Origin of the sequence: Kitasatospora sp. NPDC059827 (genome assembly GCF_042731675.1) — a bacterium.
Classification (GTDB): domain Bacteria; phylum Actinomycetota; class Actinomycetes; order Streptomycetales; family Streptomycetaceae; genus Kitasatospora.
This window is the reverse complement of record NZ_JBHWIV010000066.1, coordinates 13172-36476: the sequence shown is the minus strand read 5'-3', so window position 1 is coordinate 36476 and position 23305 is coordinate 13172. Positions and strand designations below refer to the sequence as shown.

Below are 23305 nucleotides of genomic sequence, written 5' to 3'. Positions count from 1 at the left end.
CTCCCCGCTCACCCCGTCCACGGAGCTCACCCCGTCCACAGCGCCCGCCCCTTCCGCCGCACCCGCCCCGTCGCCAGGTCGTTCCACCCCGTGGGCGTTCACGCTTCGCCACCGCGGTCCGGCAGTTCACCCACCCCGAGTCGGCGGGCCAACCGCTCCCGGGCGTGCCGGAGGTTGGAGTGCACCGTGGCCACCGGCCGTCCGAGGTACGCCGCGATCACCTTGGCGTGCAGGCCCAGCAGGTAGCGCAGGATCACCACGTCCCGCTGCCGGTCCGGCAGTTCGAGGATCGCCGCGTACAGCCGCACCTCGTCCGCCTCGCTGTGCAGCAGCCCGTCGGCGACCTGCTTGAACGCCCCGATCACCGCGGCGAAGGTGACCGCCTCCACCTCGACCGGCTCCTCGGCCGACACCCAGTCCCCGACGTGCCGGTTCGCCAGCCGCCAGGCGTACGCGGCCGGTTCCTCGAACCGCAGCACCTGGGGCCAGCAGCGGGCCAGGTCGGCCTTGACCGCCTCGACCACCAGTACGGCGTCGGCCTGGCTGCCTATCCTGGTCAACGCGAGGGCGTGCCAAGCGGGTTCGTGGGTCTCGCAGAAGGCGGCGTAGGTGAGGTCCAGTCGCAGGCCCGGCTCCATCACCGCCATCCGCTCCACCCCTGCGGCACCGGCGTGCTCCACTGCCGTCCCGCCCCGGTACCCGCGCGCGGGGGCACCCCTGTCGATCGTCATCGAGCCTGCTTTCCGTGGCCGTCGGCTGCGCACCGGGCCACCCGAGGATCGGGCTGTCCGCGCCCATCCTCATTCCATCAGGCTCGTCACTCCAGGCTGCAAAGCGAATACAGATTGTCATCCCATCTGATTCCGTGCGAATTCGGGCCGGCCGGGGGACGATTGGCCCCCGGATGCGGTGGGCAGCAATCGGACGGTGTCCACGGAGCCGAGGGGGAGGGCCATGAGCCTCTACGACGGGGTCGACCTGCGGCTGAACGTGCCGCACTCGGCCCGGATGTACGACTACTACCTGGGCGGCTTCACCAACTTCGCCGCCGACCGCGAGGCCGCCGGCCACGTCCTCGCCATCGCCCCCTGGGTGCGCGACGCCGCCCGGGCCAACCGCGGCTTCATGCACCGCTCGACCCGAGCCCTCGCCCGGGCGGGCATCGACCAGTTCCTCGACATCGGCACCGGCATTCCCACCTCGCCCAACCTCCACGAGGTGGCCCAGGGCATCCACCCCCACGCCCGGGTCGTCTACGCCGACAACGACCCGATCGTGCTCACCCACGCCCAGGCCCTGCTCACCGGCACCGCCGAAGGCCGCACCGCGTACGTCGAGGCCGACGTCACCGACGTCGCCGGGCTGCTCGCGGCGCCCGGCCTGCGCGAGACCATCGACCTCACCCGCCCGCTCGCGCTCTCGCTGAACGCGCTGCTGCACTTCGTCCCCGACGCCCGCGGCGCGTACGAGCTGGTCGAGCGCCTCACGTCGGTGCTCGCCCCCGGCAGCGCGCTGGTGATGACCCACCTGACACCCGACTTCGCCCCCGAGGAGACGGCGCGCATCGTCGGGGTCTACCAGGCCGCCGGCACCGCCCTCCAGGCCCGCACCCGGGCCCAGGTCGCCCGCTTCTTCGACGGCTGGACCCTGCTCGACCCGGGTGTCGTCCCGCTCCAGCACTGGCGGCCCGACCCCGGCGAGGCCCCCGTCCCCGCCGCCGACGTCGCCGGCTACGCGGGCGTGGCGCTGCGGCCCTGATCCCACGGTTCTCCCCGGGCCGAACCAGGGCGAACCGGGACGGTCGGGACGCCGCCCACCCGTGCACCCCCGCCGCGCCGGGCCCAGACTGAGTGGTGAACCGCTGCCGCCCCGCGAGGGAGACGCATGCTGCTGGGACTCACCACCGCGCTGGTCGCCACCGTCTGCTTCGGCTTCGGGGCGGTGTTCCAGGCGCGCGGGGCGCGGTCGGCGCCGCGCGCGGACCGGGTGCGGGCGGGGCTGCTGGCCGCGCTGCTGCGGTCCTGGCAGTTCATCCTCGGGACGCTCCTGGACATCCTCGGCTTCGTGCTGAGCATCGTCGCCCTGCGCAGTCTCCCGCTGTTCCTGGTGCAGGCCGTCACCAACGCGAGCCTCGCCGTCACCGCCCTGGCCGCCGTCTGGCTGCTGGGCGCGCGGCTGCGCCGCGGTGACGCGGCGGGCATCGCCGCCGTCGTGGTGGGCCTGGGCCTGCTGGCCCTGGGCTCCGGCAAGGAGGGCCGGGAGTACGCCCCGGCGGCCTTCCACTGGGCGCTGCTGGCGACCACCGCCGTGATGCTGCTCGCCACCCTGGTCCTGGTCCGCCGGGAGGGCACCCCGGCCGCGGCCGGCCTCGGCCTGCTGGCGGGCGTCGGCTTCGGGGTCACCAGCCTCGCGGTGCGGGTCCTGGACGCCTCCACGCTCACCGCCGTGCTCACCGATCCGGCCGCGTACGCCCTGGCGGTCGGCGGGCTGGGCGGCTACCTGGCGTACGCGCTGGCGCTGCAGCGCGGCACGGTGACGGCGGCGACGGCGGCCGGGACGGTGGCCGAGACCTTCGGCCCGGCACTGGTCGGGGTGGTGTCGCTGGGGGACTCCGCGCGCCCCGGCTTCGCCTGGTGCGCGCTGACGGGCTTCGCGGTCGCGGTGGGCGGCACCTTCCTGCTGTCCCGCTTCGGCGAACTGGAGGGCGGCCCGGCCGAACTGTCGGCCCCGCACCCGGACGCCGAGGCCCAGCCGGCCGTACCGCCCCGGTAGCCCGGACGGCTCCTCCGTGCGAAGGTGACGTGCCGGACAAAACGGACGGCAGCACGCCCACGGACCCGGCAGGTGCGCGATGACGGAGGAAGCCGTGACGTCGGAGGACGCCCAGGCCCGGCCCCGGCGCTCGGGGTCGACCGACCGCCCCGTCGCCCTGATCACCGGCGCCTCCTCGGGCATCGGCCTGGCCACCGCCACCCGACTGGCCGACGCCAACTGGCGGACCCTGCTCTCCGGCACCGACCGCACCCGCCTCGACGCCCTCGCCGAGCGCACCGGCGGCGTTGCCCTCCCTGAGGACCTGAACAAGCCGGACGGCGCCGCCCGCCTCGCCGAGGCCGCGCTCGCCGCCGCCGGGCGGGTGGACGTCCTGGTCGCCAGCGCCGGCCTCGGCTGGCGCGGCCCGTTCGCCGACACCCCGTCCGACACCCTCGACCGGATGATCGAGGTCAACCTGGCCGCCCCGCTGCGGCTGATCCGGCTGCTGCTGCCCGGGATGCTGGAGCGCCGGCACGGCCGGATCGTGCTGCTCGGCTCGATGGCGGGCCAGGTCGGCGTGCGCGACGAGTCCGGCTACTCGGCCACCAAGGGCGGACTGACGATGTTCGCCGAGAGCCTCTGGTACGAACTGCGCGGCACCGGGGTCGGCGTCCGCCTCGTCCTGCCCGGCGCGGTGGACACCCCGTTCTTCGACCGCCGCGGCACCCCGTACCAGCGCGAACGCCCGCGCCCGGTCTCGGCGGAGCGGGTCGCGGACACCGTGGTCGCGACCATCACCACCGAGCGGGACCGCCTCTACGTCCCGCACTGGCTCGGCTTCCCGGCCCGGATCCACGGGGTCGCGCCCGGCGTGTTCCGCCGGATGGCCGCCCGCTTCGGGTGAGACCCCTGGCTCCGCCGGCCCCCCTGGCCCGTCGGGCGGGCACCGGCCTCGCCTTCGCGGCCGGCCTGGAGTTGCTGCACCTCGCCCCGGCGGCGGTCCGCCTCCCGCCGCTGCGCCGCACCCTGGCCCGCCGCACCGCCGGGTACGGCACCGCCCCGGGCCACCTCGCCCTCACCTTCGACGACGGCCCCGACCCGCGCAGCACCCCGTACGTCCTGGACGCCCTGGACGCCCTCGGCGCCCGCGCCACCTTCTTCCTGCTCGGCGGGATGCTGGAACGGGCCCCGGACCTCGGCCGGGACCTGGTGCTGCGCGGCCACGAGGTGGCCGTGCACGGCTGGCACCACCGGCAGCAGTGGTACCCGGCCCCGGCCCGCGACCTGCGCGAACTGCGCCGCGCCGCCGAGGCGGTGACCGACCTGTGCGGCGTCCGCCCGCACTGGTACCGCCCGCCGTACGGCGTACTGACGGCCGGTCCGGCGCTGGCCGCCCGCCGGCTGGGCCTGCGCACCGTGCTGTGGACGGCCTGGGGGCGGGACTGGACGGCCGAGGCCACCGGCGAGTCCGTCTACGCCACCGCCCGCCCCGGCCTCACCGCGGGCGCCACCCTCCTGCTGCACGACTCCGACTGCACCTCCGCCCCGGACTCCTGGCGCGCCACCCTGGCCGCCCTCCCGCTGATCGCCGCCCACTGCCGCGCCCGCGCCCTCACCCTCGGCCCGCTGCGGGACCACGCCGTCCCACCCCTTGCCCACGGCGCACGGTAGTTGGGACGATCGGCGGGTCGCGTCCACCACGGGGGCGGACGCGCCGACAACGGGGGAGACAGCCATGCCCGACTGGTCAGGCGGACTTGCGCACGCGATCGCGGCGGCCGGCATCGTCACGGCGGCCCTGAGCGGAGCCGCCGCACCGGGCGCCGACGCCCAGGCCCAGAGCGGCCCGGACCGCTACGGCACCGCCTCTGTCACCGCCACCGCCACCGCCCCCGCCCAGGGCGCCCAGGACATCCAGGACACCCAGGGCCCGACCTACATCCCGGCCTAGGATCCGCGCCGGGAAGCGCCGGGAAGCGCCGGGAAGCGCCTGGACCAGGGCCTTGCCGACGCTTTACCCTCCCTTGGAGTCGTCCGACCGCACCCGATGCGGTCGGCAAGTCCAGGTGGGGGTCGGAGAGTTGTCGAAGCAGGTCGGTATCCGTGTCGGGCCGGCGGCCCTGACGTCCGTGCTGCCGGTGGCGGTCGCGGGGGTGTTCGTTGCGGGGGCGCTCGTCGCGGGCTGCTCGTCGGCCGGCGGGGACGGTCCGGCCGCGGCGGCCCCGACCCCGGCCCGACTGCGCTCGGACGCCGAGCCGTTGCAGCGCCGTTTCCCGGAGCTGGGCCCGCTGTCCGGGGCGACGTGGGTCGGTGCGGTGCTGGGCGGCGGGGCCGGTGATGCCCGGGCGGCGGTACCGGGCCCGACCGATGTGCGCGTGGACGGCTTCGCCGGGATCGAGCCCGCCACGCTCGCCTCGATCACCGGGAGCGGCAGCGGGAGCTGGCAGCCTGGGCCGCTCGGCTGCCCGGGCCTCCCGGACGTGCTGGCACGGGAGTTGGGCGACGGCCGGCAGGCGACCTGGCTGCACAGCGAGGACTACGACCGCTCGGTCACCCACGGCCGGTACACGGGGTCGTTCTACTTCGACCGGGAGCGCAGCCGGGTCTTCTTCTGCACGGTGAACCCCGAGGCCCACGGCGGCTGAGAGCCGCTCACCCCAGTCCCACCCGCTCCAGGGCCGCCCCGAAACCCTTGCTCCAGGCGTCCGGGGTGGCGCCGGGCGAGGGGTCGGGCTCGGGTCGGCCCAGCGCGGCCAGCGCGTTGCGGACCACCTCGGCGGGGCGCGCGGTGGCCACGTCGGCGTGGCCGAGCTCCAGTTCGTGCTGGAGGTTGTCCCGCCCGTGGCCCTGGACGACGTCGAGCAGCAGCAGTCGGCGCCCGAGGGCCCGGGCCTCGCTGCAGGTGTCGCCGGAGCTGGTGACGACCAGGTCGGCGGCGGCCATCAGGGCCGGGATCCGGTCGGTGTAGCCGAAGGCGTGCAGCCGCGGTTCCCGGCGGGCGGCCGCCCGCAGCCGCAGTTCGAGCTCCCGGTTGCGCCCGGCCACGGCGAGCACGTGCGGCCCGGCGGCGGCCAGCGAGGCGGCGGTGCGGGCGATCGGCCCGAGCCCCCAGGAGCCGGACATCAGCAGCACGCACCCGGCGTCCGCCGGCACGCCGAGGCCGGCCCGCGCCTCGGCCCGGTCGGGCGGCCGGTAGAACGGCTGCCGCAGCGGCGCGGGCAGCACGGCGACGTCGGCGTCGGGCCGGTAGCGGCGCACGGCGCAGGCGGCGACCTCGGAGGTGACCAGGAACAGGTCGGTGCCGTCCTGCACCCAGAGCCGGTGCGGGGTGACGTCGGTGCAGAACACGAAGTGCCGGAACTCCCGCCCCGGCAGCCGGTTGACCGCCGAGGTGGCGGTGGCGAACACGGAGACCACCAGCTGCGGCCGCTGCGCCTCGACGAGCGCGCCGAGCGCCGGGACGAGTCGGCTGCGCGCGGCCGCGTCCGCGAGCAGGGCGAGCCGGGCGCCCGGGCGCAGCGCCGAGAAGTGGAACGCGTCGTAGACCCCGGGCAGGTCGAGCAGCCGCCGGAAGACGGCTTCCCCGGCGGCGCCCGACCGCTGCCCGAGCAGCGCCATCGCGTCCACGGTGCTGGTGCTCCAGCCGCGTTCCCGCAGGGTGTCGGCGCAGGCCTGGGCCATCACGTCGTGGCCCTGGCCGAGCGAGCCGGAGACCAGCAGGGCGTGCGGCATCGGGTGTTCCGGGTCAGCCGGCGGCGGGGGCGGCGGCGCCGGCCCGGTACCAGTCGGCGTAGCGGTGCACGCCGTCGGCGAAGTGGGTCCTCGGGGACCAGCCGAGCAGCCGTTTGGCCTGGGCGGAGGAGATCCGCCGCCCGGTGTAGTCGGCCTTGCGCCCGTCGATGTGCTCGATGGTGACCGGTCCGAGCAGCCGGTCGACGGTGTCGGCGATGTCGCGCACCGAGACGGCCGTGGAGCCCTCCAGGGCGAAGGTCTGGTCCTCGGCGGCGGGGGAGAGGGCGCGGACGTGGGCGTCGGCGAGGTCCTCGACGTAGACGAAGTTGCGGCTCTGCCGGCCGTCCCCGGCGATGGTGATCGGCCGCCCCTCCAGCGCGGCCTGGACGAACCGGGCGACGACCAGTTCGTCGCGCATCCGCGGACCGTACGGGATGCCGTAGCGCAGGATGGTGAAGTGCTGGCCGTAGAGCTCGCGGTAGCTGTGCACCAGCATCTCGGCGGCGAGCTTGGTGGCCACGTACAGGTGCCCGCTGTGTTCCAGCTCGATCGGCACGTGCTCGTCCAACTCCTGCTCCCCGCCGTCGAGTTGGTCGTCGGTGAGGGCGGCTCCGTAGACCCAGACGGTGCTCGCCAGGACGGTGCGGCTCAGTCCGCTGCGCCGGGCGGCCTCCAGGACGGCCTCGGTGCCGTCGATGTTGGTCCGCACCGCCCGGACGGGGTCGGCGGACACCTGCTCGACGTCGGCCATCGCGGCCAGGTGGTAGACCACCTCGCTGCCGGCCAGCGCCGAGGTCAGCGCGGGCAGGTCGAGGATGTCGAGGCGGGCGTGTTCGGCGTCGGGGTTGAGGTACTTGTCGGTGGTGTCCACGGCGAGCACCTCGTGGCCGGCCGCGATCAGGTGGTCCACGACGTGTGAGCCGATGAACCCGCAGCCCCCGGTGACGGCTATCCGCACGGTCTTGCTCCTTTCGGTCCGGCTGTCCGGTCTGTCCGGTTGTCCGGCTACGCGGCAGGCCGGCTAGCCGGCCATCCGCCGGTGCACGGTGGAGACGGCCTCGACGACCAGCTCCGTCTCGTCCTCGGTCATGTCGGAGTGCACCGGCAGGCAGACCTGCCGGGCGCAGACGTCCTCGGCCACCGGCAGCGGACCGCCCCGGTAGGGGGCGAGGACGGGCTGGAGGTGCAGCGGCAGGTCGTAGACCTCGCCGGACATCCGCACCCCGTACTCCTCGGCCACCGCCTTCTTGAAGGCGGCGCGGTCGACGCCGGGCGCCAGCAGCGCCACGTACTTGTAGTAGTTGCCGCGGCTGCCGGGCGGTTCGAGCACCGGCCGCAGGCCGTCGACACCCGCCAGCGCCGAGTCGTAGCGGCGGGCGACGGCCCGGCGGGTCTCGATGAACTCCTTGAGCCGGCGCAGGTGCACGGCGCCGACGGCGGCGTGCAGCTCGCTCATCCGCCAGGAGTACCCGAGCCGGACGTGGTGGTTGGTGCCGAAGGAGCCCTTGCCCTGGTCGCGGTGGATCCGGGCGTCGTCGCGCAGTTCGGGCGACTCGGTGAGGATCATGCCGCCCTCGCCGCTGGTGGTGACCTTGGTCGGGTAGAAGGAGAAGGCCCCGGCCAGGCCGAAGGTCCCGGCGGCGCGGCCGCCCAGGCTGCTGCCGTGGGCGTGCGCGGCGTCCTCGACCAGCGGGATGCCGCGCTGGTCGCAGAGCTCGCGCAGGGCGTCCACGTCCGGCGTGACGAGCCCGCCGATGTGGACGAGTACGACTGCTGCGGTATCCGGGGTGAGGGCGGCGGCCAGGGTCTCGGGGGAGAGCGCCAGGGTGGCCGGGTCGACGTCCGCGAACACCGGGCGGCCGCCCGCGTGCACCACGGCGCCGGCCGTGGCGTAGAAGGTGACGGCGGGGACGACCACGTCGCGGCCGCGCACGTCGACGCCGCGCAGGACGATCTCCAGGGCCGCCGTGCCGCTGCTCACCGCGACGGCGTGCGAGGCGCCGTGCTCGGCGGCGAAGGCCTGCTCGAACCGCTCGGTCCACGGGCCGAGGGTGAGGGCACCGGTGGTGAGCATCTCGGTCACGGCGTCGGCGACGGCGGCACGGTCGTTCTCGTCGAACACGATGCGGGCGGCTGGCACGCCCATGGGGCACCTCCGGCGGCGGGCTGGGGTCAGCACCGATCGGGACGGGTCGGCCCGGACCAGGACAGAACGGTCGGGCCAGTGGCCCATCACGCTACTGGGCCGGGGCGGTCGCGGCCCGTCGTCACCGGCCGGCCGGGTGACCCGGGGCTGCTCCCGCCGCAGGCCAACGGGCTGCTCCCGGCTGCTCCCGGTGCGGGGCGTGCGCTCCTCCGTACGGGGGAGGGCCGTACTGCGTCCGCAGTACGCAAACGGCCTGCGCAGGGACGACGACGGAGTAGGGGTCGGCGATCAAGGATTGGTCATGCTGCGAGCGGACCGCCTCCGGGGGTCCGTTCCCGCACCCGTCCCCGTCCGCGCACCTGCTTCCGAATCCGAAGGAGCCCGTTCCCCCGTGGCAACGATCCTGTACCGCCTTGGCCGATGGGCCTTCGTCCGGCGCCGGCTGGTGACCCTGCTCTGGGTCGCCGTGCTGGCGCTCGCCGGGGTCCTGGCGGCCAAGGCGCCCGCCGCACCCGACGACGGATTCTCGATGCCCGGCACGGAGGCGCAGAAGGCCTTCGACCTGATGAACGAGCGCTTCCCCGGCGGCCACGCCGACGGCGCCTCGGCCCGCCTGGTGTTCGTCGCGCCCTCCGGGCAGAAGATCACCGCCGGGCCGAACCAGCAGGCCGTCGAGAAGACGGTCGCCGAGCTCGCCCACGGCGAGCAGGTCACGGCCGCGGTGGACCCGTTCAAGATGCCGGGCGCGGTCTCCAAGGACGGCTCGACGGCCTACGCGACGGTCAGCTACTCCGCCAAGGCGGGCGAGGTCTCCAAGGGCGCCACCGACGCGCTCCAGCAGGCCGCCCAGCACGGCCGGGACGCCGGGCTCAAGGTCGAGATCGGCGGCAACGCGCTGATGGCCAAGCCCGACGCGGGCGGCAGCAGCGAGGCGATCGGCATGGCGCTGTCCGCCGTCGTCCTGGTGATCACCTTCGGTTCGCTGGTCGCCGCCGGCCTGCCGCTGCTCACCGCCGTGATCGGCGTCGGCCTCGGCATGTCGCTGATCACCGCGTTCGGCAGCGTGCTCGGCCTCTCCTCGACCACCGGCACGCTCGCCATGATGCTCGGCCTCGCGGTCGGCATCGACTACGCCCTGTTCATCGTGTCCCGCTACCGCGCCGAGCTCGCCGAGGGCCGCACCCAGCAGGAGGCGGCCGGCCGGGCCATCGGCACCGCCGGCTCCGCGGTGGTCTTCGCCGGCCTGACCGTGGTGATCGCCCTCGCCGGGCTCTCCGTGGTCGGCATCCCGATGCTCGCCAAGATGGGCATGGCCGCCGCCGGGACGGTCGTCATCGCCGTGCTGGTCGCGCTCACCCTGGTGCCCGCGCTGCTGGGCTTCATCGGCCGCCGGGCGCTGCCCCGCAAGACCCGCAAGGCCCAGGCCGAGGGCGACGGCGCGGCCCGGCCGGTCGGCGCCAAGGAGAACGGCGGCTCCCGCTGGGCCCGGTTCATCGTGCGCCGCCCGCTCGCGGTGCTGCTGCTCGGCGTGGTCGGCCTCGGCGTGCTCGCCGCTCCCGCGCTCGACCTGCGCCTCGGCCTGCCCGGGGACGAGGCCAAGCCCACCTCCACCACCCAGCGCCGCGCCTACGACCTGCTGTCCGAGGGCTTCGGCCCCGGCTTCAACGGGCCGCTGACCGTCCTGGTGGACGTCAAGGGCACCGCGGACCCGAAGGCCGCCGCCGCCGAGGTCGCCAAGAGCGTCTCGGCCGTGCCGGGCGTGGTCACGGTCACGCCGCCGATGTTCAACAAGGCGGGCGACACCGCCCTGCTCAACGCCGTCCCGGCCACCGGCCCGGCCGAGAGCGCGACCAAGGACCTGGTCCACACCATCCGCGGTCAGGCGGCCGGCCTCAAGGCCTCCACCGGCGCGACCGTGCTGGTCAGCGGTACGACGGCGATGAACATCGACGTCTCGCAGAAGCTCAGCGACGCGATGCTGCCCTACCTCGCCGTGGTCGTCGGCCTGGCCGTCCTGCTGCTGCTGGTGGTCTTCCGCTCCGTCCTCGTCCCGCTCAAGGCGGCGGTCGGCTTCCTGCTCTCGGTGGCCGCCGCGCTCGGCGCGGTCGTCGCGGTCTTCCAGTGGGGCTGGCTGGCCGACCTGATCGGCGTGGAGCAGACCGGTCCGGTGATGAGCATGATGCCGATCTTCATGATCGGCGTGGTCTTCGGCCTCGCCATGGACTACGAGGTGTTCCTGGTCACCCGGATCCGTGAGGCCTTCGTCCACGGCGAGGAGCCGGGCGAGGCCATCGTCACCGGATTCCGGCACAACGCCCGGGTGGTCACCGCGGCCGCCTTCATCATGATCGCCGTCTTCGCGGGCTTCATCGGGATGAGCGAACCGATGATCAAGATGATGGGCCTGGGCCTCGCCGCGGCCGTCGCCTTCGACGCCTTCGTGGTCCGGATGACGATCGTCCCGGCCGTCCTCGCCCTGCTCGGCCGCCGCGCCTGGTGGCTGCCGAGCTGGCTCGACCGCCTGATACCCGACGTCGACGTCGAGGGCAGCAAGCTGCACACCGCCGCCCCCGAACCGGCACCGGCCAAGGAGCCGGTCACCGTCTAGGTCCGGCCCCACCCGGTGACACCGGGCCCGGCCCGAGCACCCCTCGGGCCGGGCCCGGCGCCACCCGGCTCGGACAACGGTTCGAGCCCCACCCGTTACCGTTGCTGTCGGGGCCGCCGTCCGCGCGCAGGCCCCGACTCGGCGTTCCGCACCCCCGCACCGGGGCGCGGCGCGACACCGACTGGCAGACCCCGGCGAGGGTGCCGCCAGGGCACCCCGACCCGGAGAGCAGGACGATGAGCGACACCTGGCAGCGCCTGCGCCGTGAGCACCCCCGGGCGTTCGACATCGCCGGCGGCACGGCCCTGATCGGGGTCACCGCCCTCGGCGCCACGATCGACCAGAACAGCGGGCGCTTCGCTCCGGTCGACCTGCCCACCGGCCTGCTCGCCCTGATCGCCGCGGTGGTCGTGTTCTTCCACCGCCGCCACCCGCGCGCCGTGGTCGCCGTCACGCTGCTCTGCACGATGCTGCTCGCTGTGGTCAGCCCCCGGCTCACCCCGACGCTGGCGACCCCGCTGCTGCTCGCGCTCTACTCCCTCGCCACCCGCACCGACCGTGCCACCGCGCTGCGCGCCTCCATCGTCACCGCCGTCCTGCTCAGCGGGATATCGCTGTTCCTCGGCCCCGGCGGCCCGCTCGGCGAGCGGCTCGGCGTCCTCGCCTGGGCCCTGCTGCCCGGCGCCCTCGGCGATTCCATCCGAAACCGCCGCGCCCACCTCGCCGCCATCGAGGAACGCGCCGAGCGAGCCGAACGCACCCGCGAGGAGGAGGCCCGCCGCCGGGTCGCCGACGAGCGGATCCGGATCGCCCGCGACCTCCACGACGTCGTCGCCCACCACATCGCCCTCGCCAACGCCCAGGCCGGCATCGCCGTCCACCTCATGGACAGCCACCCGGTGCAGGCCCGCGAGGTGCTCAGCCACATCACCGACGCCACCGGCTCCGCCCTCCAGGAGCTGCGCGCCACCGTCGGCCTGCTGCGCCGCGCGGAGGAACCCGCCCCGCTCGAACCCGCCCCCGGCCTGGACCGGCTGCCCGAGCTGATCAACGCCTTCGAACGGGCCGGCCTGCCGGTGCGGCTCGCCGTCGAGGGGGAGGCCAGGCCGCTGTCGCCCGGCGTCGACCTCACCGCCTTCCGGATCGTCCAGGAGTCGCTGACCAACGTCGCCAAGCACGCCCACGGTGCCGACGCCGAGGTCACCCTCTCCTACAGCGGCAGCCGGGTCGCCGTCAGCGTCGCCAACAGCCGCCCGACCAGCCCCGGGCGTCCCCGCACCGCCCTGCTGCCGCCGCCCGCCCCGGGCGAGAGCGGCTTCGGCCTGATCGGCATGCGCGAACGGGCCGGTGCCGTGGGCGGCCGCCTCACCGCCGACCGGCAGTCGGACGGCGGCTACCTGGTCACCGCCGAACTCCCGCTGCGCACCGGTGCCCGGGAGGACGTCGCGCCCCCGGCGGTGGACACCGCCCGGGCCGTGAGCACGCCCGGACCGGGCCACCCGGCCGGGCCCGCCGCCAGGGACCGGCCCGCCCACGCCTTCTGGCGCGACTGCACCGTCCGGCCCGTCCGCCCCACCGGCTCCGGCCACCCCACGGACTCCGATCGCCCCACCGGCCCCGTCGGCTCTCCCGACCGGGCCGCCCCCGCCGACCCGACCCGACCCGATCACGCCATCCGGAAGGACAAGGACCGCGCATGACCATCCGCGTGCTGCTCGCCGACGACCAGGCCCTGCTGCGCGGCGCCTTCCGGATGCTGATCGACGCCGAGGAGGACATGGAGGTGGTCGGCGAGGCCGCCGACGGCCGGGAGGCGGTGGAACTCGCCCGGGCCACCAAGCCCGACCTCGTGCTGATGGACATCCGGATGCCCGGCGCCGACGGCCTCGGCGCCACCGCCGAGATCTGCGCCGACGAGGAACTCTCCGGTACCCGGGTGCTCATCCTCACCACCTTCGAGATAGACGAGTACGTGGCCCAGGCGCTGCGCGCGGGCGCCGGGGGCTTCCTCGGCAAGGGCGCCGACCCGAAGGAACTGCTCGCCGCCGTGCGCACCGTCGCGGCCGGCGAGGCCCTGCTCTCGCCCGCCGCCACCCGCGCCGTGATCGAGCAGTTCCTCGCCCAGCCCGACCCGGCCGCCGCCGCGTCCGCCGAGCGGCTGGCCGTGCTCACCGCCCGTGAGCGCGAGGTGATGTCGATGGCCGCCACCGGGCTCACCAACGAGGAGATCGCCGAGCGGATGTTCGTCAGCCCGTTCACCGTCCGGACCCATGTGCACCGGGCGATGTCCAAGCTGGACGCCCGGGACCGCGCCCAGCTCGTCGCGATCGCCTACCAGTCCGGGCTGGTCCCGCCCGGCCGCCCGGCCTGACGCGACGTCAATCCTCCGTCCCGGAAGCCGTTCAAGATCCGGTCCTGGCCGAAAACCGACTCCGAACTGGTGTATCAGCGAGTAGTCTTCCGATGACTCAGAATGAGGAGGATGTTCGTGGAAACCAAGGACACGGCCGGCGAGGTGCGGATTCTCCAGCCGTTGCCCGAGCGCACGGGGGGCGGGTCGCAGGCGTTCGAGCTGCGGCTCGCGCGTCTGCTCCGCGTGCTCGGGGCCGAGGTCGCGACGGGGGCGGACTATGCCGGTGCGGCCCGATGGGAGGTCCACAAGGCGCTCACCGGCCGGTCCGAGCTGCCCGAGGAGTATTTCGAGCCGCTGTTGGAGGCGGCGGTCCACGACCCCAACCCGAGCTTCAACCGCCGCTTCGTCGAGCCCGCCCTGATCGCCTTCGGCCAGCGCCGGGTCCGGCTGGCCCTGCTCGACTACCTGCGGACCGGCACCAACCCGGAGCGGGCGGGCGCCGCCCGGGCCTGGTACTGGACGGCGCTGACGGTCCGCGGTGGCCGGCACGCGACGGCCGACGAGGGCGCCACGGTCCGCGACAGCTGGAACCGGGCCGCACTGCGGGAGTTCGTCGGCAACGAGGACCTGGATGTCCGCCGCTGCATCCTGCCCGGCCTGCCCCTGGTGCCGCGCGCCTACCCGGCCGACCTGCACGCCCTGGTGGAGGCGGCGGTCACCATCGCCCGCTCCCACCCCGACGAGTACATCCGCCACCGCGCCGAGGTCCAGACCGCTCTCTGACCCTCTGGCCCTCTGCCCCGCCCGCTCCGGGTGCGCGCGGACCGACACGCGCCCCCGGAGCGTCGGCGCCCCCGGCCCGGGGCCGGTCAGCCGGTCTTGACGGTGATGTCGCCGATGTCCGTGCCCAGGTCGAGCTTGTACTTGCCGTTGGGGTCGTTCTGGACGCCGATGTGCTTCTCGCCGATGTCCGTCCCGGCGCTCACGTGGTAGGAGCCGGCGGGGACGGTGACGTGGATCTCGCCGTTGGAGGTGCTGGCCTTGATGTCCTGGGCCTTGCCGGGGGTGAGGTTGATCCCGCCGTTGTCGGTCTTGGCCTGGATCCGGTCGCCCTTGAGCGAAGTGCCCTTGATCTCACCGTTGTTGGTGCGCACGTCGACCGAGCCGGCGGCCTGGTCGACGGAGATGTCCCCGGCGTCGGTGTGGACGGAGACCTCGCCGATCTGGGAGAGGTGGATCCCGCCGGCGGAGGTGCCGCCGCTGACCGGCAGTCCGGCGGGCAGCTCGACGGTGTAGTCCACCGAGCAGTTGTGCCCGCAGCCGCCGAGGACCAGCACCCCGCCGTCGACCCGGGTGCTCGTGCCGGGCTTCCCGCTGTGGTAGGTGATCTTCCGGTGGACGGAGACGCCCCCGGTGCCGGTCCTGCCGTGGACGGTGACGTCCCCGGAGGAGTTGTCGAGCTTGACCGCGGTGACCTTGTCGGACACGGTCGCGTCGTCGCTGAACGAGGTGCCGACCGGATCGCAGGCGGTGAGCACCGCGGTGGCGAGCCCGGCGGCCAGGACGACCCCGGCGTAGCGGTAGGTGTGGCGGTGGACGTGGCGGCGGTAGCGGACCATGGTGGTTCCCCCCAAGTCATGCGCGTGCGTGGCGTGCTGACCCCGTGCGACCGCCCCGCTCCGGAGCCGTCCCGACGACAGTAGCCGGGGCCCCGGGGCCGGGGCGGTGGTAAAAACCCCCCAATCCGCACTCCGGCCAGCACCACCCCGTTCCACCGCACCGCACGTGACGTCAGGTCAGATCTTGCGCGCCACCGCGCCGTACATGCTCACCCGCTCCGCGCCCGGGGCGGGTTCCCCCTCCGGCCGCCAGAGCGGGACGGTGACCACCCCGGGCTCCAGCAGCTCCAGCCCGTCGAAGAACTCCCGCACCTGCTCCCGGCTCCGCCCGACCAGCGGCGCGGTCGCTTTGTCGTACACGCCGGTGACCCGGTCCCGCACCGCGGCGGGGATGAAGTCGGCCGTGCCGTGCGAGAGCACCAGGTGGCTGCCGGGCGGCAGGGCGGCGAGCAGCGTGGCCACCGCCCGGTACGGCTCGTCCTCGTCGCGCAGGAAGTGCAGCACGGCGGCGAGCACCAGCCCGACCGGCCGGGAGAAGTCGAGCAGCCCCTCGGCCCGGACGGCCTCCAGCACCGCCGCCGGCTCCCGCAGGTCGGCCCGCAGCACGGTGGTGCGTCCGGGCCCGGAGCCCGCCATCAGCGCGCGGGCGTGGCTGAGCACGATCGGGTCGTTGTCGACGTAGACGACCCGGGCGGCCGGGTCCACGGCCTGGGCGATCTGGTGGGTGTTGCCGGCGGTGGGGATGCCGGTGCCGACGTCGAGGAACTGGTCGACGCCCAGCCCGGCGACGCAGCGCACCGCCCGGGTGAGGAAGCCCCGGTTGGCCCGGGCGGTGGTGCGGAACTCCGGGTTGGCGGCGAGCGCCTTCTCGGCGGCGGCGCGGTCGGCGGGGAAGTTGTCCTTGCCGCCCAGGTAGTAGTCGTACATCCGGGCCGGGTGGGGCGTGTCGGGCCGCAGGTCGGCCGCGATCCGTGGGTCGCCGGACTCCCACATGCTCTTGTACCCCATGCCTGCCGCCCCTCTGGCCGTCCCGGCCGGGGCGCTCCCCGGGCGGGCTGTTCCCGAACGTCGGCGGACAGCCTAAAGCCCAGGTCAGTGCCCTGGTGGCGGTTGGCCGGCTCGCCCCCGTATGTCCCTTTCGTGGTGCCCCGGCGGCCGTCCCGGCGGAGGATGGGAACTCCGGGGGCCGACGGCAGGGGCCGACGGCAGTGGCAGCGCGTGACACGGGAGGTCCGGGTCCATGGGAATCGCTATGGCAGACATCCGCGAGTGGCGGGGTCAGGACGTGGTCGACGAGAACGGCAAGCGGATCGGCACGCTGGAGTCGGTCTACGTCGAGACGACCACCGACGAGCCGTTCTTCGCCACCGTCACGATCGGCGTGATGGCCAAGCGCCGCCTGGCCTTCGTCCCGCTGGAGGGGGCGGTGGCCGGTCCGGCCTACCTGCGGGTGGCGCACCCGCGGAGCAAGGTCAAGGACGCCCCGGCGATCGGCACCGACGACATCCTGCCCGCCACCGACGAGCCCGAGGTGTTCGCGTACTACGAGCTGCCGTACGCGACGGGCGCCGCGGGCGAGCGGCGGCTGGCCCGGCGCTGATCCCGGCCCGACACCGGCCGGCACCGGCCGACGCCGTCGGCCGCCGTCGGCCGCCTCGTGACGACCTTCGTCCGGTCGGGAATGAATACCCCACCGGGTACACTTGTCCATCGACAGTCGAGGTGAAAGGCGGCCCGGACATGCAGGTGGACGAGGAGGCGGTCGGCGCGGTCCTGAACCGACTGCGTCGGGCCCAGGGCCAGTTGGCCGGGGTGATCGCGATGATCGAGGCGGGGCGGGACTGCAAGGACGTGGTCACCCAGCTCGCCGCCGTCTCGCGCGCCCTGGACCGGGCCGGGTTCAAGATCGTGGCGAGCGGGATGCGCCAGTGCATGGCCGCCGCCGACGAGGACGGCGCGCCGATGAGCGAGGCCGAACTGGAGAAGCTCTTCCTCGCCCTGGCCTGACCGCCTGGTCCTGGCTCCCAGGCCCGTACCCGAGCAGCGCCGCCCCCGGAGGGCCGCGACGGATCGCCCGTCGCGGCCCTCCGCGCATGCCCGGAGCCGGTCGCGCCACGGAGTTCCCGAACCGCCCGATGCCCCGTCACGCGCCGTTCACGTCCCGGTCGCTGGCCTTCGGATGAATGAGCCCGCCCCTAGTTGTACAGCCAACTGCGGGCATCCTCCCTCCCAGCCTCCGTGACCAGCCGCGTGCGGCCCCGGCGCCGTCCCCCGGCGGACCGGGCCCGTCGGCGGCGGACAGGACAACCGTGGCCGCAGGCAGCGCCCTGACCCCGACCTCATCCGGCAGCCCCGCCGAAGGCGACCGGCTCACCTTCCACTGGACCACCGATGCCCCCGACGCCAAGAACTGGGTCGGCATCTACGACGGCAGCCGCCAGCCCGGCACTGGCTCCTCGCTGCTCTGGAAGTACACCCCCGGCACCTCCGGCGACGTCCAGCTCGACACCTCCGCGCTGACCGGCGGCCCGTACACCGCCTACCTGCTGGCCAAGGACGGTTACGGCATCCTGGCCCGGACCGCCCCGTTCAGCTTCCGCCCCAAGCCCCCGGTGGTCCGCCCGCACGCCGTCGTCGACTCCTTCACCGCCACTCCGGTCGCCCCCGGCGCGGCCGTGAGGATCCGGCTCGGCGGCCTCTGGTCCCGCCCGGCGGGCAACGCCCCCGGCTCGGCCGCCTACCGCAAGCTCGGCGGCGCGGCCTGGGCCTCGGTCGCCGCCGACGGCACGATCACCGGCACGGCGCCCGCCGCCGCCCGCAACCCCGAGCTGGTCGTGGTCGGCGTCAAGGACAGCACCGGCGCCACCGACACCGTCACCGTGCTCGTCCCCGTCGTGGACCAGGCCGCCCCGCCCCGGCTCAAGGCCGCCAGCTGGAACCTGCACGACGCCGGCAACGGCTGCACCGACGCGCTGGAGAAGCAGCTGCGGGTCGTCCTCGCCCAAGGGCTGGACGTGCTCGCCCTCCAGGAGACGGCCGGCGAGCGGGCGAAGACCCTGGCCGACGCCCTCGGCTGGTACGCCCTCCAGAGCCCGGGCAGCGTCGGCATCCTCAGCCGCTACCCGCTCACCGAACCGACCGCGGCCACCGCCGAGTTGCCCGCCGTCGCGGCCACCGTCCAGCTGCCCGGCGGGCGCGGCGTCCGGTTCTGGGCCGCGCACCTGGACGAGGCGGGCTACGGCCCGTACGCCGTGCAGGACGGCGCCACCGCCGCCCAGGTGCTGGCCGCCGAGAACGCCTCGCTGCGGCTCAAGCAGGCCAAGGCGCTGGCCGCCGCCGTGCGCGCGGACGCCGCCCGGCGCCTCCCGGTGGTGCTGGCCGGCGCGCTGTCCTCGCCCTCCCACCTGGACTGGACGGCCGCCACCGCCGCCGCCCACCAGGGCGTCGGCGCGCTCGCCTGGCCGGTCACCAAGGAACTCCAGGCCGCCGGGCTGACCGACACCTTCCGCGAGGAGAACCGCGACCCGGCCAAGGCCCCGGGCGCGACCTGGTCGCCCACCCGCAAGCGCCGCGGCGACCGCCCCGAGCCGCAGGACCGGATCGACGTCGTCCAGTACACCGGAGCGCTGAAACTGGTCGAGGCGCACACCCTGGTCGCCGACTGGCCCCAGCCGGAGCCGAACACCGCCGCCAACGAGTGGCCCTCCGACACCGCCGCCGCCGTCGCCACCTTCCAGCTCTGAGAGGCCAGTTCGTGATGTCCGAGCTCTCCCGTCGCACCTTCGTCGGCGCCTCCGCGGCCGTCGGCGCCACCGCCCTGACCGGCCTGGCCGCCACCCGGGCCGACGCCGCTGCGGCGGCCCCCGCCCCGGCCGCCGTGCCCGCCACCGCCCTGACCGGCACCGTGAAGGACGTCAAGCACGTCGTCGTCCTGATGCAGGAGAACCGCAGCTTCGACCACTACTTCGGCACCCTGAGCGGTGTCCGCGGCTTCGGCGACAAGCAGGCGCTCCAGTTCCCGGACGGCACCGACGTGTTCCGCCAGCCCGACGCCCGCCGCAGCGACGGCGGGGCGATGCTGCCGTACCGGATGGACACCTCGAAGTACAACGCGCAGAACGCCGGCGGCCTCGCCCACGACTGGGCGACCGGCCACCAGGCCATCAACAACGGCGCGATGAACAAGTGGATCGCCGCCAAGGGCGAGCGCACCATGGGCTACTTCACCCGGGAGGACATCCCCTTCCAGTACGCCCTGGCCGACGCTTTCACCCTCTGCGACGCCTACTTCACCTCGCTGGCCGGCCCCACCGACCCCAACCGGCTCTACCTGTGGACCGGCACCTCCGGCCCCGGCCGCGACGGCACCACCGGCCCCTGGATCGACAACACCCCGGTCACCGACAACCCCGTCGCCGACTGGACCACCTACGCGGAGCGCCTCCAGACGGCCGGCGTCAGCTGGCGGGTCTACCACAACCCCAGCAAGGACGACCGTACCGGCGACTACGACGACAACGCGCTCTCCTACTTCAAGCAGTTCCACAACTTCCCGCAGGACGACCCGCGTTACGTCAACGCGATGACCAGGTTCGACCCCACCGACTTCGACCGCCACTGCAAGGACGGCACCCTGCCGACCATCTCCTGGCTGGTCGCGCCCTACCTGTTCTCCGAGCACCCGGAGGCCGGCCCGGCCTACGGCGCGCACTGGGTCAACCAGGCGCTGCAGTCGCTGATGTCCAACCCCGAGGTCTGGCAGCACACCGTCTTCCTGGTCATGTACGACGAGAACGACGGCTACTTCGACCACGTCGTCCCGCCCACCCCCGAGCCCGGCACCCCCGAGGAGTTCACCCAGGGGCGCGCCATCGGCCTCGGCAACCGCGTCCCGCTCTGGGTGGCGTCCCCCTGGTCGCGCGGCGGCTGGGTCAACTCCCAGGTGTTCGACCACACGTCGGTGCTGCGCTTCATGGAGGTGGTGACCGGCGTGGCCGAGCCCAACATCTCCGCCTGGCGCCGGACCGTCTGCGGCGACCTCACCAGCTGCTTCGACTTCGCCGCCCCGGACACCTCGATCCCGAAGCTGCCCGACACCAACGCCCTGATGGCCAAGGCCGACGCGGGCACCAAGCTGCCCGGCGTCGCCCTCCCCGCCACCGGCGCCCAGGCGATGCCCGTCCAGGAGCGCGGCGAGCGCCCGCACCGCCCGCTGCCCTACCAGCCCTGGGCCGACGTCGCGGTGGACCGCAGGACCGGCAAGGTCACCTGCACCATGAGCAACGACGGTTCGGTGGCCTTCCCGTACACCGTCTACCCGAACATCCTGCTCCCGTTCGCGGGCACCCCGTACACCGTCGCCCCCGGCGCCAACGCCACCTACGTCTGGGACGCGGCCGCCACCGACGGCCGTTACGACTTCACCGTGCACGGCCCGGACGGCTTCGTGCGCCGCTTCGCCGGGACGGTCGTCCGGGACGGGCAGGACGGCCAGAACGACATCGGCGTGCCGATCGTCACCGCCGACCTGCACGGCAGCCTCAAGCTCACCCTCCAGGTGGCCAACGACGGTCTGACGGACGTGGCGTTCAGCGCCGCGCCCAACGACTTCGCGGGCAGCCCGCAGACCGTCTGGGTCAAGCCCGGCAAGCAGGTCGACCTGGACTGGCCGCTGGACAAGCAGGGCCGTTACGACGTCGTGGTCACCGCCCACACCGGCCAGCGCTTCGTCCAGCGCTACGCGGGCTGGGTGCACTGACCCAGGGGCGTGCCGAGACCGGCCGGGGGCGCCGAACCGGTGACCCCCGGCCGTGGCTCGGCCGCACTGTCAGAGCCCGCCGCTACCGTCGGGCCCATGCAGAAAATCACCACCTTCCTCTGGTACGACGACCAGGCCGAAGCGGCTGCCGCCCTCTACACCTCGCTGTTCCCGGGCTCCGCCATCACCAAGGTCACCCGTTACGGCGAGGGCGCCCCCGTGCCGGCCGGCACGGTGATGACCGTCGAGTTCGAACTCGCCGGCCGGCCCTACACGGCGCTGAACGGCGGCCCGATGTTCCGTTTCACCGAGGCGATCTCGCTCCAGGTCGAGTGCGAGGACCAGCAGGAGGTCGACGACCTCTGGACGAAGCTCACCGCCGACGGTGGCGAGCCGGGCCCGTGCGGCTGGCTCAAGGACCGCTACGGCCTCTCCTGGCAGATCACCCCGCGCATCCTGCTCGACCTGGTCGGCGGTGAGGACCGGGCCAAGGCCGACCGGGTGACGGCGGCCATGATGCGGATGGGGAAGATCGAGATCCAGCAGCTGCTCGACGCGGCCGGGGGCTGAGGCCGTGACCGCGTTCCGCCACCGCAGCACCGTCTACCTCCGCGCCACCCCGGAACGGGTCTGGCACGCGCTCACCAACGCCGACGAGTCGGGCCTCTACTGGGGCCACCGCAACGTTTCCACCTGGCTGCCGGGCGAACCCTGGGAGCACCGGCGCACCGACGACTCCGGGATCGCCGACGTGATCGGCACCGTCGAGGTGGCAGACCGCCCGCACCGGCTGGTCACCACCTGGGGCGGACCGGAGGGCGAACGCCCCGGCGGGCCCTCCCGGGTCACCTTCGAGCTGCGGCACTGGCAGGACCTCACCCGGCTCACCGTCACCCACGAGGACCTCGCCGACGAGCCCGAGCGCGCCGACGCCGAACGGGGCTGGTCGGCGGTGCTGTCCAACCTCAAGACCTACCTGGAGACCGGTCACCCGCTGCCGCAGCAGCCCTGGCTGATGCCCTGACCGCAGCTGCCTCCCCGCCGCCCCCGCCCCCCATCAGCGCCCGGCCCTCGCCGCCGGGCGCTCCCGTTCCTCCCGCCGCCGGCCGCGGCGGGCGCGGCGCAGCCCGGTGAGGCGGGAGAACCGCTCCCGGCCGGCCAGCGAGGCCCGGTCCAGCTCCTCCATCAGCCGCCGACTGCGGTGCTCCAGGTCCAGTTCGTCCAGGATCCGGTCGACCTCGGCCAGCATCGCGCCGTGCAACTGCCAGGCCTCCGGGTGCTGCTGGACCTTGCGCAGCAGGACCTGGGCGACGTTCTCCCGGCATGTCCAGGCCGCCGCCAGCTCGGCGGTCAGCCGCTCCTCCGCCTCCTCGGCGTTGCGGCTCACCTGGGTGGTGACCAGCACCGCGAAGCTGACCATCGCCCCGCCGACGTGCGCCAGCAGCTCCTCCAGCCCGACCGCGACCTCCGGCGGGAACAGCCGCTCCGACGGCCCGCGCCGCTTGGCCAGGTCGGTCACCGAGCGGGCCAGCACCCGGATCACCACCACGCAGATCTCCAGGGTGTCCAGCCCGGTGCGCAGCACCAGCCGGGAGAGCAGGCCCTCGCTGATCCGGGGATTGAGGCGCAGGCTGTCCTCGGCCTGGCGCAGCGCCGCGTCCACGTCCGCGATCGCCTGGTCGAGCCGCCGGGCCTCGTGCAGCCGCTCGGCGGCCCGGGCCACCGGGGTGGGGCGGCCCAGCTGCTCGGAGATGTCGACCAGCAGCTGACGGGCCCGCCGGGCCAGGTCCTCGATCGACTCGCCGGCGGTGTCCACCCAGACCGGCGGGGCGAACAGCAGGTTGAACAGCAGGCCGACGGCCGCGCCGATCAGCGTCTCCAGCACCCGGTCCCAGGCCTGGGAGGTCAGTTTGGTGACGCCGAGGATCAGCATCGCGCTGATCGCGACCTCCTGGACGAACTCCTCGACCCGGACGTAGCGCCCGATCACCAGGGAGGCCAGGATGATCAGCCCGAGGCTCCACCAGGAGAGCCCGACCACGGCACTGAACCCGATCGCGATCAGCACCCCGACCACCACCGAGACCACCCGGCGGACGCTGGTCTTGAGCGTCGAGTAGACGGTGACCTGGACCACCAGCAGCGCGGTGAGCGGTGCCGTCAGCGGCGCGGGCTCGCTGCTGAGCCGGGTGGCCACCGCGTACGACAGGGTGGCGGCCACGGTGGCCCGCAGCGTCTGGACGGCGAACGGGTCCCGGGCGGCGCGGCGGACCAGGGTCGTCAGGGACTCCGGGAGAAGGGCCATGACGGCCTTGTTCCCCGCACCAGCCGTCCG

The 23305-nt window shown here is 74.3% G+C and carries 23 protein-coding genes; 16 read left to right on the top strand and 7 right to left on the bottom strand.

Annotated elements, in window-relative coordinates:
- Positions 1 to 98: 98 nt before the first annotated feature.
- On the bottom strand, positions 99 to 731 hold the full coding sequence (locus ACFV8H_RS30930) for an RNA polymerase sigma factor (protein ID WP_380406623.1): 633 nt from the start codon (positions 729 to 731) through the stop codon (positions 99 to 101).
- 223 nt (positions 732 to 954) lie between these two features.
- Here ACFV8H_RS30930 and ACFV8H_RS30925 point away from each other — a divergent pair, with 223 nt between their 5' ends.
- From ACFV8H_RS30925 to ACFV8H_RS30900, 6 genes are all read left to right on the top strand, one after another.
- On the top strand, positions 955 to 1758 hold the full coding sequence (locus tag ACFV8H_RS30925; protein WP_380406621.1) for an SAM-dependent methyltransferase: 804 nt from the start codon (positions 955 to 957) through the stop codon (positions 1756 to 1758).
- Positions 1759 to 1884: 126 nt separating this feature from the next.
- Positions 1885 to 2772, top strand: a complete 888-nt coding sequence (locus ACFV8H_RS30920) for a hypothetical protein (RefSeq protein WP_380406619.1) — start codon at positions 1885 to 1887, stop codon at positions 2770 to 2772.
- Positions 2773 to 2866: 94 nt separating this feature from the next.
- Positions 2867 to 3658 (top strand): SDR family NAD(P)-dependent oxidoreductase, encoded by a 792-nt coding sequence (locus ACFV8H_RS30915; RefSeq protein WP_380406617.1) that lies wholly within the window; start codon positions 2867 to 2869, stop codon positions 3656 to 3658.
- Positions 3655 to 4425 (top strand): polysaccharide deacetylase family protein, encoded by a 771-nt coding sequence (locus ACFV8H_RS30910; RefSeq protein WP_380406616.1) that lies wholly within the window; start codon positions 3655 to 3657, stop codon positions 4423 to 4425. The genes ACFV8H_RS30915 and ACFV8H_RS30910 overlap by 4 nt, the downstream gene beginning before the upstream one ends.
- A 64-nt stretch (positions 4426 to 4489) precedes the next feature.
- Positions 4490 to 4705, top strand: a complete 216-nt coding sequence (locus ACFV8H_RS30905) for a hypothetical protein (RefSeq protein WP_380406614.1) — start codon at positions 4490 to 4492, stop codon at positions 4703 to 4705.
- Positions 4706 to 4835: 130 nt separating this feature from the next.
- On the top strand, positions 4836 to 5399 hold the full coding sequence (locus ACFV8H_RS30900) for a hypothetical protein (RefSeq protein ID WP_380406612.1): 564 nt from the start codon (positions 4836 to 4838) through the stop codon (positions 5397 to 5399).
- Positions 5400 to 5406: 7 nt separating this feature from the next.
- Here the strand turns inward: ACFV8H_RS30900 and ACFV8H_RS30895 are convergent, their stop codons facing one another.
- The 3 genes from ACFV8H_RS30895 to ACFV8H_RS30885 all read right to left on the bottom strand — a co-directional run bounded on the left by ACFV8H_RS30895 (position 5407) and on the right by ACFV8H_RS30885 (position 8632).
- On the bottom strand, positions 5407 to 6486 hold the full coding sequence (locus tag ACFV8H_RS30895; protein ID WP_380406610.1) for a hypothetical protein: 1080 nt from the start codon (positions 6484 to 6486) through the stop codon (positions 5407 to 5409).
- Positions 6487 to 6499: 13 nt separating this feature from the next.
- A complete protein-coding gene (locus tag ACFV8H_RS30890) occupies positions 6500 to 7444 on the bottom strand; it encodes an NAD-dependent epimerase/dehydratase family protein (RefSeq protein ID WP_380406608.1) in 945 nt (314 codons plus the stop codon).
- Positions 7445 to 7507: 63 nt separating this feature from the next.
- Complete coding sequence (locus ACFV8H_RS30885; protein ID WP_380406606.1) at positions 7508 to 8632, bottom strand: DegT/DnrJ/EryC1/StrS family aminotransferase; 1125 nt, start codon at positions 8630 to 8632, stop codon at positions 7508 to 7510.
- Positions 8633 to 9023: 391 nt separating this feature from the next.
- Here ACFV8H_RS30885 and ACFV8H_RS30880 point away from each other — a divergent pair, with 391 nt between their 5' ends.
- The 4 genes from ACFV8H_RS30880 (at position 9024) to ACFV8H_RS30865 (ending at position 14376) form a co-directional block, all read left to right on the top strand.
- Positions 9024 to 11240, top strand: a complete 2217-nt coding sequence (locus ACFV8H_RS30880) for an MMPL family transporter (protein ID WP_380406604.1) — start codon at positions 9024 to 9026, stop codon at positions 11238 to 11240.
- Positions 11241 to 11476: 236 nt separating this feature from the next.
- Positions 11477 to 12940 carry a sensor histidine kinase gene (locus ACFV8H_RS30875; RefSeq protein WP_380406602.1) on the top strand — a complete coding sequence of 488 codons (1464 nt, stop codon included), beginning with the start codon at positions 11477 to 11479 and terminating at the stop codon, positions 12938 to 12940.
- Positions 12937 to 13611, top strand: coding sequence for a response regulator (locus ACFV8H_RS30870; protein ID WP_375886984.1), 675 nt, complete (start codon positions 12937 to 12939; stop codon positions 13609 to 13611). The genes ACFV8H_RS30875 and ACFV8H_RS30870 overlap by 4 nt, the downstream gene beginning before the upstream one ends.
- Before the next feature lie 111 nt (positions 13612 to 13722).
- Positions 13723 to 14376 (top strand): hypothetical protein, encoded by a 654-nt coding sequence (locus ACFV8H_RS30865; protein ID WP_380406600.1) that lies wholly within the window; start codon positions 13723 to 13725, stop codon positions 14374 to 14376.
- A gap of 86 nt (positions 14377 to 14462) precedes the next feature.
- Here the strand turns inward: ACFV8H_RS30865 and ACFV8H_RS30860 are convergent, their stop codons facing one another.
- A complete protein-coding gene (locus ACFV8H_RS30860; protein WP_380406598.1) occupies positions 14463 to 15212 on the bottom strand; it encodes a DUF4097 family beta strand repeat-containing protein in 750 nt (249 codons plus the stop codon).
- A gap of 177 nt (positions 15213 to 15389) precedes the next feature.
- The gene (locus ACFV8H_RS30855) at positions 15390 to 16220 is read right to left on the bottom strand and encodes an SAM-dependent methyltransferase (RefSeq protein WP_380406596.1); all 831 of its coding nucleotides are present in this window, start codon (positions 16218 to 16220) and stop codon (positions 15390 to 15392) included.
- Positions 16221 to 16464: 244 nt separating this feature from the next.
- On the opposite strand from ACFV8H_RS30855, the gene ACFV8H_RS30850 reads away from it, so the two are divergent.
- The 6 genes from ACFV8H_RS30850 to ACFV8H_RS30825 all read left to right on the top strand — a co-directional run bounded on the left by ACFV8H_RS30850 (position 16465) and on the right by ACFV8H_RS30825 (position 21994).
- Positions 16465 to 16812: a PRC-barrel domain-containing protein gene (locus tag ACFV8H_RS30850; protein WP_380406594.1), complete on the top strand. Its 348-nt coding sequence runs from the start codon at positions 16465 to 16467 to the stop codon at positions 16810 to 16812.
- Between the two features lie 140 nt (positions 16813 to 16952).
- The gene (locus ACFV8H_RS30845; RefSeq protein WP_030553044.1) at positions 16953 to 17219 is read left to right on the top strand and encodes a metal-sensitive transcriptional regulator; all 267 of its coding nucleotides are present in this window, start codon (positions 16953 to 16955) and stop codon (positions 17217 to 17219) included.
- A 302-nt stretch (positions 17220 to 17521) separates the two neighbouring features.
- On the top strand, positions 17522 to 18955 hold the full coding sequence (locus tag ACFV8H_RS30840) for an endonuclease/exonuclease/phosphatase family protein (protein ID WP_380406591.1): 1434 nt from the start codon (positions 17522 to 17524) through the stop codon (positions 18953 to 18955).
- Positions 18956 to 18969: 14 nt separating this feature from the next.
- The gene (locus tag ACFV8H_RS30835; RefSeq protein ID WP_380406589.1) at positions 18970 to 20970 is read left to right on the top strand and encodes a phosphocholine-specific phospholipase C; all 2001 of its coding nucleotides are present in this window, start codon (positions 18970 to 18972) and stop codon (positions 20968 to 20970) included.
- Between the two features lie 96 nt (positions 20971 to 21066).
- Positions 21067 to 21540, top strand: coding sequence for a VOC family protein (locus ACFV8H_RS30830; protein WP_380406587.1), 474 nt, complete (start codon positions 21067 to 21069; stop codon positions 21538 to 21540).
- Between the two features lie 4 nt (positions 21541 to 21544).
- On the top strand, positions 21545 to 21994 hold the full coding sequence (locus ACFV8H_RS30825; protein ID WP_375887002.1) for an SRPBCC domain-containing protein: 450 nt from the start codon (positions 21545 to 21547) through the stop codon (positions 21992 to 21994).
- Between the two features lie 33 nt (positions 21995 to 22027).
- Here ACFV8H_RS30825 and ACFV8H_RS30820 read toward each other — a convergent pair whose 3' ends face one another.
- Positions 22028 to 23275 carry an aromatic acid exporter family protein gene (locus ACFV8H_RS30820; RefSeq protein WP_380406585.1) on the bottom strand — a complete coding sequence of 416 codons (1248 nt, stop codon included), beginning with the start codon at positions 23273 to 23275 and terminating at the stop codon, positions 22028 to 22030.
- Between the last annotated feature and the right edge of the window lie 30 nt (positions 23276 to 23305).